Source organism: Bacteroides cellulosilyticus, from assembly GCF_020091405.1.
In the GTDB taxonomy this organism is placed as follows: domain Bacteria; phylum Bacteroidota; class Bacteroidia; order Bacteroidales; family Bacteroidaceae; genus Bacteroides.
In genome coordinates this window covers 1,037,118-1,052,003 of the sequence record NZ_CP081903.1, presented here as the reverse complement: position 1 = coordinate 1,052,003, position 14,886 = coordinate 1,037,118, and the positions used below count along the sequence as shown (strand labels likewise).

Below are 14,886 nucleotides of genomic sequence, written 5' to 3'. Positions count from 1 at the left end.
AATCACTCATCACTAAACGTTAATCATTCTCTTCCTCTTCCTCCCAATCATCCTCATCTCCCAGAATGTCCTGCAAAGCTTCGCTGAACTCTTCCGGACTGACAAATGGCTGTTCGGTTTTCTCTTTTGCCCAGATCTCTATTGTATTATCCACACCAATAAAACGTACATCGCTCTGTATGCCGGCCATTTGCAGGTAACGTTTGGGCAGAAGGATGCGTCCGTTCCCGTCGGGAATCATGATTTCCGCATCGCTCACAAATTGCCGGAAAATGTCTTGGTGTTTTGCGTTCCATTTGTTCAATCGCCTCCTTAATTGGTTTTGCGTCTTGAACCAAACGCTTTCTGGATAGAGTACCAGGCAATCTTGGAATACGTCTTTGCGCAGCACGAGCCTTTCTTCGGAAGCGGATTGCAGTTGCCTCCGAAAGCCGGCGGGGATAAATACACGTCCCTTTGCGTCGGTCTTCGCTTCTATATTGCCCAAAAAACGTATCATTGCTACCTTATTATAATAAGCGACGGTAAAAGTACACATTTCCCCACAATCCCCCACAAGTTTTAACTAAAAACTTTCAGAGAAGTTTTCAACACCCTGTTCATTGTTTATTTCGTTGATAATGAACATGGTGCCGAAAGGCTTTATTCGTGGGGAATTGAGGGGCAAAAACCTTGTTAGTTTTCTATTCGGACTGTACTTGTACCGTACCTGAGCCGTACTTGCTCCGTACTAACTCCGTAGTTTCTCCGTATAGAGGTACTTCTGACCGAAGAAGGTACGGAGCAAGTACGGTTCAGATACGGTTCGGGTATGGTGAGTTTAAAGGATGGAAGACTTTGCATTTCATATTTGATTTAGCGAAGTCAGGGAGGAAAAAGCTGCATGAGATGTCGCTTTATTTGATGAAAAGTTTTTGCTTATCACATCTGTCGGAAATTTCTGCATAGAGTTAATGCCTTGCTGACAGGAAGTTGGTTTTTCTCCAGTTTTACAGTCTTGCGTTTCTATCTACAATTTTTATAAGGTTGTAGAGTTCTGCTATTTCATCTAAATGTAATTGGTAATCTCTGAACATGTCATTCAATGAGTGGCAGGTGATAATACCATGCTCTACATCATGTGAGATGATTTTTTTGATGGAGATTCCTTCTGTACGGTGTATAATGATAAAATACCAGTCGTTGATGTGGAGCTTGTATTGCCATAGGTCTCGCCTGACTTCCCGACCCAGTACAATGTCTCCATCGCAGATAGAGCTTCTGGAACCGTCATCCATGCTGTCTCCTTCTGCTTCAAACAGGCGGTAGTTGCCATGGTAGGTACGGTCCACTATAACGGGTAGCGTTGGCAAAGTGTCTATATATTCCTGGTCTCCGTATCCGTTGAGGTATCCGCATTGGGCGCGCAGGTGAACTAATGGTACATTCATAAAACCTATGTTTTCTATGGGATGTACGTTGGAAATGATTTGAGAGTTAGTACTCACTTTCTGTGTTTCTTCTTGCTTGTATATAGGAATGCTAACTGTTTCTTCCTCTTTTTCTTGATACATTTCTCCTTCACCTGTAAGTATCCAATTAGGGTTGTATTGCGGGAAACGTTGAGCTATTTTCTCGCAAGTCATCCTTGATGGCTTTCTTTCTTCATTTATTAAACGGGTGATAGTTACGTTGTTACTTAATCCGATGGTGGCGCTGAAGGAATTCTTGTTATATCCTTCCTGTTCCATGATTAGTTTTACTCGTTCCCAGCCTTCCATACTTACATTTATTAAATAGGTATATTTTCGTAGTTAGTTAAATGGAGTGAAAATGCTAACTATTATTTCTAAAAAGTTTGTTTCAATCGAAATAGTTAGTATATTCGCACCGTCAGACAACACATTTCTTTGCAAAGAAACAAATTATGATTTAAAAGCACAAACATGTATGTATGCTTTGTAAGTGCGATTACTAACTATTAACTAATTTTAAAAGATTAAAGGAGGGTAAGTTATGAAAAAGTCAGTTTGGAACAAGATTTTGAAAGTGATTATTGCGGTAGCCTCGGCAATATTAGGAAGGGTTGGCGGCAATGAGAAGAAAGAGTGATTTTAACAGCAGGTTTATCTCCGGGAAATCCCCGGAGATGATAATAATTAAAAGTGATACATTATGAAAAAGATATCTATGCTATTTTTATTGATTATCTGGTTTATTTCCGGGGCGACAATTACTGCTCAGAATACAGTACTTTCTCCTGCTTTTCCGCAGGTGATTCCTCAGACTCCAGAAGTGAATAGATTGATTGGTATGATTAATTATCCTGTGTCTTATAATACAGGGTTGGTGAAAACTGAAATTCCTATTTATGAAATAAAACTTAATAGTGGGTATACTTTACCTATAAAGTTAGTATATCAGTCTTCAGGCTTTAAGCCTAACGAGCGTAGTTTTGTAGGTGCCGGTTGGAGCTTGGTAGCGGAACCACAGATAGCACATGCGGTGAATGGATTGCCAGATGAAACGCCCAATGTGGGACTATACATGAATAAAGGAGTGAATCTTAGTGGTGCATTTGTTCAGGATACATTGGTTGATGCTATGTATGGACGTTATGACCTTGAGCCTGATCAATATTTCTACTTGTTGCCTCACAAGGGTGGTAGTTTCTTTCTGAATAGACCGGCTAATAATAATTCCAAAAAGGAATTTGTAACTGTTCCTTATGATCCGATTCGGATAGGTAATTCTCCTGATTTGAAGAGTTTCAATATTACAGATACGGATGGTGTACGGTATGATTTTATTCCCATAGAACATACGGAGACTCAAACGGAGAATCAACAAACAGAAGCTATATCGGTATATAAAGCTGCGCATATTCTTACGCCAAATAAGGAATCCATCACTTTCTCTTACGAGGGGTTGACGGCAAGCAGTCCATATAAGTATACGCTTCGTAATTACGAGCAAAGTGCTACACTGGATATTAAAAAGAAATCGGTGTTGAATAGGGATGTTGTAATACCATATTGCAATGGGAAGGAAAATGTATTGACCGATGAATTCATTAATTATCCTTATGAAAAGTCGAACGGACGTAAGGTGAAGTTGGTTCAGCGTGATGTTACAGGGACTTCTACAATGGGTACTGAGATGAGAGTAAGTACTTATAATGTTTTCCACAGCGATGGTATTAAGGATAATGATTTGGTCTTAATGTGTAATGATACTCGCACTACGAGCTATTGGATACAGTCTATATCCTCCAAATACCTGAGTCGGATCAATTTTCCCGGTGGGAGTATAGAGTTTACTTATGTTATGATAGCTGAGTACCAAACAAGTCAGAAAGTCTTGAACGGGATTGTCATAAAGGATTATCTGGGAAATGTGGTGAAACGTTTTCAATTATTGACGGAGAGGTTTGGTGAACGACCTTGTTTGAACGGTGTACTTGAGACTTCGAAAGACGGGCTTTCGCAGAGGCAATATAGTTTTCAGTACTGGGATCGGCGTGGAGTGGCTTATGATACTCCGCACGTAAATCCATGGGGATATTATCAACTATCAGGGAATAATCAGACGAATATTCCTGAATTGTATACTGAATTTGCGCTTTACAACGATAATGGCATTCCGATTGATACTATGTATTTTCGCTATGGCGGGAAAGACTTTTATCAAGATGGTGATGAGGCTCCCGGATTGACATTTATGCTTAAGAGTGTCACCTACCCAACGGGAGGAAGAACAGAATTTCAATATGAACGTAATAGATTTGAGGAATCTCATCGTACGAAATCGGTTTCTAATGGAAGCTTACGTATCAAGGAAATTAAGAATCTACAATCAGATGGTACGGTTGCATCACGGCGTATATTCAAATATGGTAGAGGAGAATATGGGCAAGGGCTTCCTGTGCGTGTGCTTACTTTCTATGATTTCATGACGTCTTACGAACAGGTTTGTTACAAACAATCTGCTGGCATTGGACCTCCTTCTTGGTTTGAAACTTACAGAGTCTATAAAGTTGATCTGCATGCACGGCCTGTAGTGAATGATTTTTTGGAATCTTCCGCTTCTATAGTATACGACTATGTGGCCGAATATGCGGACGAGGAGGGAAAATGTGGAAAAACCGTATATGAATATGATTATAGTAACCTGAATGCTATCCGTTCCGTTCGTGAGGCTGTGCCTCCATATTGCCCTTTGCTTCATAAAAGAGCTTATCGTCCGTATAAAGACTGGAGTGTAGGGCAATTGCTACGTAAAGCTGTTTATGATGGTAAAGGAAATCTGCTGAGTGAGCAAAAGAATACCTATAGAAAGATTGAAAATCTTAAGCAAATAACTTATATGAAACTCGAACCGCAAAAAAGTTATTTGTTTTATGACCCGGCTGTAACAAGTTGGGAGACAATACGTACTTTAAAGATAGGTAGAGTAGTTCCTAATCCTGTTGATAGCCGGGCTATTGCCAAAGGTGTGCCGGAACCTTACCGGTATGACGGTTCTTTGTCCTTCTTTACCGGATATAAACTGTTGACTTCTTCGGAAGTGAAAGAGTATGAAGGTGATCGAACATTTGGTCGTAAAACTGAATATGAGTATAATGATTACTTATTACCTACCATGGTAAAGAATACATTGAACGGGGGAAAAACGCAAGTTGAAAGTGTTTTTTATCCTACAGATTTCACTGATGAAGTTTCAAAAACGATGGTAAACCGTAATATAGTGCGGCCGGTAATACATCGTGTTGCTACTATGGGGAATGCAAAATATGATGTATATAATCCATATCGCCTGTCATCGGACATTCCTGTAGTAGATCGCATAGAGACGGGTAAAGGTGATAAAGAGAGGGAAACGCGCATACAGTTTATTAGGTACGATGATTATGGTAATTTATTGGAAGCGGTAAAGGATGGTTCGCAACGTATCTCCTATATTTATGGCTATGGCTCTTTATATCCGGTAGCTAAGCTTGAAGGTGCGGGATATGAGTCTTTCCCGGAGAGGTTTGGACAGATAAAAAGTTATTCGGATAGCACGATGTTAGCAGGTACATGTGCCTCTTTGCGCTCTACTCTTCGAGGCATTGGATTGGTGACGTCTTATACTTATCGTCCACTTGAGGGAGTCAGTTCTGTAGTTGTTCCGAATGGAAACCGTAAGAGCTTTCATTATAATAAATTCGGGGAGTTAGCAGCTGAATTGGATTATGGAAATAATAAGGAAAAAGAATATGGCTATCATTATAAATGCGATTCAGTGAGTGCCCCTGTTGAGCCTCCTCCATCTTACCAACCTCTGGAATTGAGGATAGGAGCTGGGCAAACTTATCCCCTTGGTAGAGTTTCAATAGCTGCATGGGGTAGTGGAGGAAGTGGAGATTATTCTTACAGTTGGGTCTTGACAAACGATAAAGGTTTGAACTATAGAACAGAAAATTCTAATTTCACCTATGAATTCACTGTTCTTGGAACGTATCAACTGGCTTGCACAATACATGATAGGGTGGCAGGGGCAAGTGCCACAAGCGTAGTATCTTTTGAAATAGTACCTAATATGGCTGTTAGTTTTCAGAACATTCATACCTTTAAAGAAGGTAACGAACGCTTTATTGAGGCATACATTGATTGTCCTTGTGAAACAGACATCACCTTCTTATTAGAATATCAGACGAATACATACAAGGGGATTACTTTTTATATAAACGATTATAACAATAACAATAAATTTGTTCGGTATGGCAATGGTGCAGACTTCGTTACTGTGAGATTTCCTAAAGGGCAATCGCGAATTTATATAGTGTATAACCAAGGTGACAAATGCTGCCGGACTGTGATAAATAAAGCGACCAATGGCGTTACTTATCAATATCCCTATGTATTAGATGCGCCGTTAGATTAAATATGGAAAAATATGAAACGATTTATACAATCTTTAATAACAATGCTTTTGGGACTACTTCCGATACAGGTATCTGCACAGTCTTTAAGCAATAATTATGTGCAAACACGCACTTATCGGGAAGCCGGAAATGCTTCTAAATGTATGGAACAGATTCAGTACTTTGATGATTTGGGACGTGAAGAACAATTAGTTCTGAAGCAATTTGCGCCTAATGGGCAGGATTTGGTTTCCGGTATACAATATGACGGTTATGGCCGGAAATGGCGGGAATTTATTCCGGTTCAATCAATAGGTAGTACTGGAAGCTATGTGTCAGGCCTTTCCGAACAGGCGGCCAAGTTCACCGGAGACGCTTCTCCTTACAAGGAAATTGGATATGAAGCCTCTCCTTTGGAACGAGTACTTTCTGAAACGGGAGCAGGTGCGGCTTGGCACAGTGCGGGTAAGAAGAAGTGTAGCGACTATTTGGTGAATGATGCGAGTGTGAACGGGCTTTTATCAGCCCGGCACTACGCCATATCTTCCGATTATAGTATAACACAAGGCTCGCCTTCCGTTTATGCTGCCGGAGAACTCCGGGTTAGCCTTTCAGTAGGTGAGGATAATGACAGTACGCTGACCTTTACGGATAAACAGCAACATACTGTTTTAGTGCGTCAGCGCAACAAGGGAGTTTCGCATGATACCTATTATGTTTATAATGATTACGGGCTTTTATGTTATGTCCTTCCACCGCAACTGGACGGAAGGATTGATGCGACGTCTTTGGGGGGCTATGCCTATAGCTATAAGTATGACGACCGTGACCGCTGCATTGAGAAAAAACTTCCGGGCTGTGAACCTGTCTTTTTGGTTTATGATCGTGCCGACCGTTTAGCGCTTGAACAAAATGGCGTTCAAAAAGGTAAAAAACGCTGGACCGTATACAAATATGATGTATTGGGTCGCCTGCTTTATTCTTTTGAGCATACGGATGCGACGCCTGTTGCTACGCTGCGAGAAAGGTTGAAAAATATATGTGTTGAAGAACGAGACTCGGGAACGGATAATTTAGGAATAGGCTATACAAACACTACCGTTTCTTGGGGTACTGACTTGCAGTTGATTCTTGTGAATTATTACGATGATTACAAGTTTCTTGCGTCACTGGGCTCAACAGAAAGTACCTCCCTGGCTTATCTGGCAAAGTCAGGTTATGGTACCCGTTCGGATTATGCTGATGGTTTGCAGACGGGTACCCGTTCATATCTTCTGGATGGTTCCGGAAAATATACGGCTTCGGCAATGTATTATGATCAGAAGGGTCGCTTAGTACAACATCATTCTTCGAATGTTCGTGGTGGCTATGATAAGGAATATTATGCTTATAGTTTCACAGGCAAACCGTTACGTCATCATTATTACCATTATGGCAGTAATGGCGGTTCTACCTCTGACAGGGAATATGTTTACAGTTATGATGATGCGGAACGCTTGACGGAAGTACGTTGTAGTTTGAATGGTGGTACACAGTCCGTTTTGTACAGTAATGGTTACGACGGCTATGGACGTCTTCAGAAGCGGAGCTATAATGCTAATGTATATTCCGCCTCGTACGCTTATAATATTCGTAACTGGCTGACTGGCATCAGCGGCAGTAAATTTACCCAGAACTTATACTACCATACGGGTAACGGAACTCCTTGTTATGGCGGTAATGTCAGTAGTATGACTTGGAAATCGGGTAATGAGAGTACGCTTCGTGGTTATAAGTTCAGTTATGACGGTTTGAATCGTTTGCTGACTGCCGCTTATGGTGAAGGTTCTGCGATTGGTACGAATGTGAATCGTTTTACGGAACAAGTTACGAATTATGATAAGAATGGTAATATCTTGGGCTTGAAGAGATACGGACAAACCGGTGCAAGTACTTATGGCTTTGTTGATAATCTTACTATGACTCTGACCGGTAATCAGCTGAAGACTGTAAACGATGCTGTCACTGCTACTGCATACAATAACGGTTTTGAATTCAAAGATGGCGCTAAGCTTACGAAAGAGTATTCTTATGATGCTAATGGTAACTTAACGGAAGATTCCAACAAGAATATTACAAGTATTCAATATAATTGTTTAAATTTGCCAAGTAAGGTAATGTTTAAGGATGGTAGCACGATAGCTTATACTTATGGCGGTGACGGTGCGAAGCTGAAAACGATACATAAAATTGGGGGATCTACTACGACAACTGAGTATTGCGGCGATGTAATCTATGAAGATGGTACAGCTAAAAGGATGTTGACTGAGGCTGGCTATGTTACTTTGTCCGACAAGAAACCTCATTATTATTTGCAGGATCATCAGGGTAACAACCGTGTAGTTATCAATGAATCCGGTAGTGTTGAGGAGGTGAATCATTATTATCCTTTTGGAGGGCTATATGCTAATAGTACGAATGTTCAACCTTATAAGTATAATGGTAAGGAATTGGATGTGAGGAAAGGATTGAATTGGTATGATTATGGAACGAGACAGTATGATGCGGCGGTAGGAAGATGGCATGCGGTGGATCCCCTGGCGGAAAAGTATTATGAAGTATCACCGTATGTATATTGTTTAAATGATCCTGTGAAACATGTTGATCCTGATGGGAAGATTGTAGGTACTGCCATTGGTGGAATTTTTGGTGGTATAGTTGGTGGATTCAGAGCTTATAGAGAAGGTCGGAATGTTTGGGCAGGTGTTGCAGAAGGTGCTGTTTCCGGTGCAATAACAGGTGCCGCTGTTGATTTAGCTGTTGGAAGTGCTGTAGCAACCGGTGGAGGCTCTCTGCTTGTTTTGGGAGTAGGAGCTGCTGCAGGAACTATTGGTGGTGCAGGTGGTGCTGTTGCTGGCGATGTTGTTGGGCAGGTTGTTGAACAATTAGATAAAGGAGAAGTTAAAATATCAACAGAGAATTTCTCTAGTAAAGCTGTAAATGGAGCGATTGCTGGTGCAGTTGGAGGAGTAGCAAGTGGTGTTGCTAGTAACTTAGGAAAAATGTTCACTACTTCTGCTAAGTCTATTCAGCAAACAATGTCGAATAATATAAATTCTACATCAACAGTTTTGAGAGAAATGGGAGCATCTGCTGAAACGACAGGTGTAGTGGTTAATCAAATAACAAAAGGAATGGGTGAGGTTGGAAAAAAGACGGCGAATTCAATTTGGAGAATTGATGCTGGGACTTCTATTACAACAGAGTTTTCATTAAAAATAACGGAGGATAAATGGAATCAGTAATTAGATTTATTTATAAATTAGCCTTGTATGCGGGGCTTTTTGTATGTGGTAGTGCATTCCTTTTTTCTATAATTATGTATGTAATGTATAATGGTATAGGAAATGTTTTTAAATATGTACCAGCTGACAACTGTTCATATATATTGGAAAATGATACTGCTGTGAAGAGGCCTAGTATGGTGCTGAAATATCAATATCGTTTTAGAAATCAAACTTATAATGGTGAACATTCCTTTTTTAGTGAAGATATGAGAGAAAGTCTTGATTCTGTAACAGTTTATTGCAATACTGTCATCCCGTCTCTTAGTATGGTGAAAGGAGTACCTAACTCTGTGTATAAGCAAAGACATTACTTGGTACACATATGTATTTCCTTTTTAGGGTTTCTTTTTACTTTCCTTATTTGGAGATTTGCAGATCATGATAAATGGATTGGGGTGTATGCACGTGGAGAATATAAGAGTAAAAAATAGCGGGAATTAAATCCGCCTTAATTAAACAGCCCCTGTCTCATGTATTTTATGCGGCAGGGGTTGTCACTGCATTGGGAAAAAGTTTCCCGATTGTGAATCCATTACTCTAGCTTATGACCATACCGACCGTCTGTTACTTGAACAAAATGGCGTTCAAAAAGGTAAAAAGCGCTGGACTGTATACAAATATGATGGATTGGGACGTCTGATTTATTCTTTTGAGCATACAGATGTAACACTACGAGAAAGGCTGAAAAAGTGTATGTGCAGAAGAACGAGACTCTGGAACGGATAATTTAGGAATAGGCTATACACACACTTTTGATGCACAAAAAAACTCGAGTTAAACAGGTTGGAACTCAGATGCTTAATTCTACAATAGGCCAAATGAATTCGAATGCTGTTGAAGAAATCGTAACAAGAGGAGTAGATAGATTTAACTTAAAAATGGATTGGAATGATGAAGAGTACAAGAAGCCCTAAGAAAAAAGAGAAAAGTATGCAGACTAAAATAAACTGGGTTGTTTCTATTATATTAATTATTTTTCTGCCTATAGCGTATATCTATAAATGTCAGATGTTAAAGGAAAGTGGAATTACTACTTGTAAGGTAATTGACATACGCCGAAAGCCTGGAACTGGAGTAGTCCGAGGAAAACAAGCAACTGTAGAGTATTTTGTTGATAATCAGTGTTATGAAACAATTGAATGGAACTCTAGTGATAATTACGCTATTGGTGATTGTTTCTTGCTTGAGTATAGTTTTGCAGACCCTCAAATAGCCGATGTATTATGGGAAAAGGGTAAACAACCCTGTATGTCGGAATAATTATGAATTAAAGTTTTAGTACTCATCATTTGTAGAGGTCTGAGTTAATGGCTATCCTTATATGTTTTTCTATGTAAGGGTAGCTTTTTCTGATTGGAAATCTTGGACTGTTTTCAATAAATAATCATTCTATGACATCTCACTGGGAATAATATTAAATTTCTTTTTAAAGCAACTACTAAAATATTTGGGGTCATTATAGCCTACGGTATAAGCCAAGTCAGAAATCCGGATATTAGGATTATCCGAGATGATTTTGTGGGCTGTTTGCAAACGTATATCTGAGATGAAAACAGAAGGTGATTCACCTGATAAGTTTTTTATTCTCCTGTAAAGAGTAGATTTGCTTACTTTCATGGCATCGGCAAATGCCTGTTGGTCGAACTCGACGTTATCCAGATGCTCGTATACACAGTTGATAGCCTCTTGCAGGAATACTTTGTCGGCAGAGTCTATATCAGGCTTTTGCATTTTGAAATAAATGGCATCCGAGTAATCCTTGAAAAGATTCTCTTTATTTTTCAGTAGACTCTTTATTTTGGCTAAAAGCAGAGTTAACTGAAATGGTTTGGTTATATAATCATCAGCACCTGCTTCGTATCCTTCGATGATGTCTGATTCGCTGTTCTTGGCTGTCAGAAGGATGATAGGAATATGTAATAACTCTTCTTGTTTCTTTACGTAATGGCAAAGTTCTATGCCATTCATTACAGGCATCATAACATCTGAAATGACAATTTTGATATCTTTCGCTTTTTCCAGTTGCTCTATGGCTTCTTTGCCGTTGGTAGCTTTAAGGATATGATATTCTCGTGCTAATGAGTGAGACATGATATTAAGCAAATCTTCGTTGTCCTCAACTAACAGCAATGTTTTTCTGTCTCCTTCTTCAATTGTTTCTATAAGGGATGTGACTTTATTACTCTCATTGTCTGTGTTTTCGGTTTCTGTTGTCTCCGGTAGTGATAGAATACTTTTGTCAATTTCTTCTTCGGAGAATGCGTCTTCCGTAATGGGGAGTGTAACACTGAATGTAGTGCCTTGCCCAAGTTGGCTTTTAACTTCAATAGTTCCGTGATGCAGGGTTACAAGGTCTTTGGTCAGGGACAGACCTATTCCATGCCCTGTTGTGTGGTATTTCCGGTAATCTCCTTCATAGAACCGATTGAATAATTTAGAGAGATTCTCTTCTGAAATACCTTCTCCATTATCACTTACGGCAATGATGATCTCTTTGGATGAGGTGCTATAAGAAATATTTATATGGATTTTCTTACCCTCTTTGTTATATTTGAACGCGTTAGAAAGCAGATTATAAAGTATCTTGTCTATCTTGTCCGGATCAAAATATCCTATTATATCTTCCTGCTCGGCGGATATTTCCAGTTGCATCTTCTTCTTCTTTACTAAAGGCAGGAAGCTGTTGACGCTGTTCATGATGAAAGATGTGATGTTTCCTTGTGATACTTTCAGTTTCAAATTACCAGATTCTGCTTTCCTGAATTCCAGAATTTGTTGTAACAGACGCTTCAAGCGATTGATGTTATTCTCCATTATGGAATAATAATCGCTTGGAGCGTAACTCTTAATTTCATTTAGCGTAACGGAAATGACGGTCAACGGAGTGAGTAACTCGTGTGTGATATTGGTGAAGAATTGTAGCTTGGCACGATTTAATTCCTCTTGTTTCTTCTGTTCCAATTCTTTTATGCGGAGGACGTTCTTTTGCCTGATTTTCTTTCTTCCGATGCGTATTGCATTGGCTATGAGGCTGACAATGAATATAGAGTAAAAGAAATATGCCCAGGGGCTACTCCACCAGGGAGGGGTTACAGTAATGGTAATGGCTTCTTTTACCTCACTCCATTTCCCATTTCCATTGCTTCCTTTTATATATAGTGTATAGGTACCACTTTCCAGATTGCTGTAGGATATAATGTTGCTTCTGTTGGAAGTGTACTGCCAGGTATGATCCAGACCTTCTAATTTGTAAGCATACTCATTCTTTTCCGGATTATAGAAATTCAGCACAGATAGTTTACAACTGAAATCATTTTGTCTGTAATTCAGGCGAAGAGTCCGGGTATATCCGGGAGCAAAGTCAGAAATCGCGGCTCTCTCCGTTGCCGGAAGATTCTTCAGTGATTGGTTTTGTATCTGTATATCAGTAATAAAAATCTCCGGTTGTGCTTCGTCGGCAGTCAGTTTTTCAGGATAAAAGGAGTTATATCCTTGAGGGCCACCAAAAAACATTTCTCCATCTTCCGCCTGGCAGGCAGCCCCTCTCGCGAATTTATTATCCTGCAATCCATCGGAAGTTGTGTAGAGGCGGCATTTGCTTTCTGCAATAGAATCTTTCAGATTAAGTTTGATCAATCCGACATTGCTTCCCATCCACAGATTGTGTTGTTTATCTTCCAGAATACTGCATATCATATCACCGGGGATATTGTATTGGGTATGGATGGAAATGAAAGAATCTTGTCGGGGATCATAAAGATTCAGTCCCCCGCCATCTGTTCCTACCAGAATGTTACCTTCTTTATTTACGAAGATACACTGTATTTCATTTGAATTAATCTTTTGGTTGTTGATGGAATAAGAGAAAAATGTACACTTCCCGTAATCTTGTGGAGGTGGCATACGGAATATTCCACTGTGATCCGTTCCTATCCATATATTGTTGAGGCTGTCTTGGGTTATGGAATAAATGTTATGCGAATATTGCCTTTGCGGGGAGAGCAGATTATTGTAGTGGTAAAACTGTCCTTCTTTTGTCAGAATACTTAATCCGGTAGTGGAACCCAGATAAACATTCTGTCGATTATCTTCGAACATACAAAATATGAAATTCGGGAATTGGGGAATTGTGGTTGAACTCATGTTTGACAAAGGCTGTCTATGGTCTTCCGGACGGTATATGTAAAGCCCATTGCCGAAACTGCCTAACCATAGTTCATCTCTGTTCTGTGGCTTCAGAAAGCTATAGTATGTATCTTCAGAGTTGAGGATGGTTGGGCTAAAAGCCTTTTCCCTTTTACTATTGGAGTGTGTGGTGCGGTCATGGATGATGAAACTATGCTTTTCCAGACCGATCCATAAATCATCTTTATAGATAGTCAGTCCTTGAATATTGTTACAGGCAGTCTGATTGGATGCATAAGTCGGCTGATGGCGGTTGAATTGCAGATTTTGTGGCTTTACCCAATAAACCCTTCCTCCGAGAAACCCCAGCCACATGGTTCCTGTTCGATCCCTGAAGATCGTTATGATTTCATTGTAGGGCAGTCCGCTGGAAGGGATATTAGGGGCATAGTTTACAAAGTTTTTACCATTAAAGCAACTCAAACCTTCCAGTGTTCCAATCCATAAAGTACCGGTACTTGGATCTTCGGATATGGAATATATTAGGTTATGTATAAGACTGTTGTTATTTCCTTTTTCGTGTACGAATTTCTCGAAATAAGCTTTCTCTGTATCGTAGGGGTGATGAAGCTTATATAGTCCGTATCCCCATGTTCCGATCCAGATTTGCTCTTTGCTGTCCTGAAACAGGAAATAGGCAGAATTTAAAGGATTGAAGGCCGGATAAGTTATCAGGCTGTCTGTGGAAACAATGTAACGGTGCAGTCCATTGCTCCATGTACCTATCCATATCTGATTGTCGGGTGCTTCGATAAGAGATTTTACATCCATTTGTTTGACTTTGATAAAGTCTTCGGCGGTATTTGGTTGGTTGGGCTTTTTATCGTTTTTATATAGCCAGCTGCCGGTTCCTATCCAGATGGTACTGTCCTTTGTTATTAATAGGGATTGAACTCTTTCATTATTCAAAACACCAAAATCCTTTTGAATTTTTCCCGTCTTTTTGTCGAGCATATTCAGACCATAACTGGTACCTATCCACAGTCTGTTTTGATAATCCTCTTGTATGACCAGAATGTCGTTGCTGGATAAAGCATTGGGAGTATATAGATTAGACTTGAAGGTTTCCAACTCATACCCATCGAAACGGCATACTCCGTTGCGGGTGGCAAACCAGATAAAACCTTCTCTATCCTGATATATCTGCTGAACATCAGTCGGGATATTGATGTAAGGGGGAAGACTCTTGAACTCACTCTTATATTCTTGCCCCTGCGTGTTCCCGGAAATTAGAGTGATTAGAAAAAAGATCAGATATGATTTCCAAATGTCTTTCATATATTTGTCTTTAGATGCTATTCGCAAAAATACTAAATTAAACTCAAGATAATACATAAAACAGAGGAATTGTAAAGACGCTTGCAAATAGAAGTAAATATAAAAATAAGTAGGTAGAAAAATCAGTCAATATGGTCTGACGCATCATTCTTTTGCCATTTGGAACAGGGCATGAATGATTTCTCGACATGAATGAATGAATTCCCGACAGCG

The 14,886-nt window shown here is 39.7% G+C and carries 8 protein-coding genes; 5 read left to right on the top strand and 3 right to left on the bottom strand.

What is annotated here, in order from left to right; translation table 11 throughout:
• Window positions 1-19: 19 nt before the first annotated feature.
• Both mraZ and K6V21_RS03610 read right to left on the bottom strand, forming a co-directional pair.
• Window positions 20-499 carry a division/cell wall cluster transcriptional repressor MraZ gene (mraZ, locus tag K6V21_RS03615; protein ID WP_224320877.1) on the bottom strand — a complete coding sequence of 160 codons (480 nt, stop codon included), beginning with the start codon at window positions 497-499 and terminating at the stop codon, window positions 20-22.
• Window positions 500-989: 490 nt separating this feature from the next.
• Window positions 990-1,760, bottom strand: a complete 771-nt coding sequence (locus K6V21_RS03610) for an XRE family transcriptional regulator (RefSeq protein ID WP_224320876.1) — start codon at window positions 1,758-1,760, stop codon at window positions 990-992.
• Window positions 1,761-1,995: 235 nt separating this feature from the next.
• Here K6V21_RS03610 and K6V21_RS03605 point away from each other — a divergent pair, with 235 nt between their 5' ends.
• The 5 genes from K6V21_RS03605 (at window position 1,996) to K6V21_RS03585 (ending at window position 10,470) form a co-directional block, all read left to right on the top strand.
• Entirely contained in the window at window positions 1,996-2,091 is a 96-nt protein-coding gene (locus K6V21_RS03605) for a smalltalk protein (RefSeq protein WP_224320875.1), read from the top strand.
• Between the two features lie 63 nt (window positions 2,092-2,154).
• Window positions 2,155-5,904 carry a hypothetical protein gene (locus K6V21_RS03600; RefSeq protein WP_224320874.1) on the top strand — a complete coding sequence of 1,250 codons (3,750 nt, stop codon included), beginning with the start codon at window positions 2,155-2,157 and terminating at the stop codon, window positions 5,902-5,904.
• Window positions 5,905-5,916: 12 nt separating this feature from the next.
• The gene (locus K6V21_RS03595) at window positions 5,917-9,168 is read left to right on the top strand and encodes a DUF6443 domain-containing protein (protein ID WP_224320873.1); all 3,252 of its coding nucleotides are present in this window, start codon (window positions 5,917-5,919) and stop codon (window positions 9,166-9,168) included.
• Window positions 9,156-9,641, top strand: a complete 486-nt coding sequence (locus K6V21_RS03590; RefSeq protein WP_025836046.1) for a hypothetical protein — start codon at window positions 9,156-9,158, stop codon at window positions 9,639-9,641. Before K6V21_RS03595 ends, K6V21_RS03590 begins: the two co-directional genes overlap by 13 nt.
• Window positions 9,642-10,098: 457 nt before the next feature.
• Window positions 10,099-10,470, top strand: a complete 372-nt coding sequence (locus K6V21_RS03585) for a hypothetical protein (RefSeq protein WP_224320872.1) — start codon at window positions 10,099-10,101, stop codon at window positions 10,468-10,470.
• Window positions 10,471-10,599: 129 nt separating this feature from the next.
• On the opposite strand, the gene K6V21_RS03580 is transcribed toward K6V21_RS03585, so the two are convergent.
• Complete coding sequence (locus K6V21_RS03580; RefSeq protein WP_224320871.1) at window positions 10,600-14,673, bottom strand: hybrid sensor histidine kinase/response regulator transcription factor; 4,074 nt, start codon at window positions 14,671-14,673, stop codon at window positions 10,600-10,602.
• Between the last annotated feature and the right edge of the window lie 213 nt (window positions 14,674-14,886).

What these genes read in the sequence shown, in the direction of transcription:
- mraZ (WP_224320877.1), bottom strand. Translation starts at nt 499, where the DNA reads ATGATACGTTTTTTGGGCAATATAGAAGCGAAGACCGACGCAAAGGGA.
- K6V21_RS03610 (WP_224320876.1), bottom strand. Translation starts at nt 1,760, where the DNA reads ATGGAAGGCTGGGAACGAGTAAAACTAATCATGGAACAGGAAGGATAT.
- K6V21_RS03605 (WP_224320875.1), top strand. Translation starts at nt 1,996, where the DNA reads ATGAAAAAGTCAGTTTGGAACAAGATTTTGAAAGTGATTATTGCGGTA.
- K6V21_RS03600 (WP_224320874.1), top strand. Translation starts at nt 2,155, where the DNA reads ATGAAAAAGATATCTATGCTATTTTTATTGATTATCTGGTTTATTTCC.
- K6V21_RS03595 (WP_224320873.1), top strand. Translation starts at nt 5,917, where the DNA reads ATGAAACGATTTATACAATCTTTAATAACAATGCTTTTGGGACTACTT.
- K6V21_RS03590 (WP_025836046.1), top strand. Translation starts at nt 9,156, where the DNA reads ATGGAATCAGTAATTAGATTTATTTATAAATTAGCCTTGTATGCGGGG.
- K6V21_RS03585 (WP_224320872.1), top strand. Translation starts at nt 10,099, where the DNA reads ATGATGAAGAGTACAAGAAGCCCTAAGAAAAAAGAGAAAAGTATGCAG.
- K6V21_RS03580 (WP_224320871.1), bottom strand. Translation starts at nt 14,673, where the DNA reads ATGAAAGACATTTGGAAATCATATCTGATCTTTTTTCTAATCACTCTA.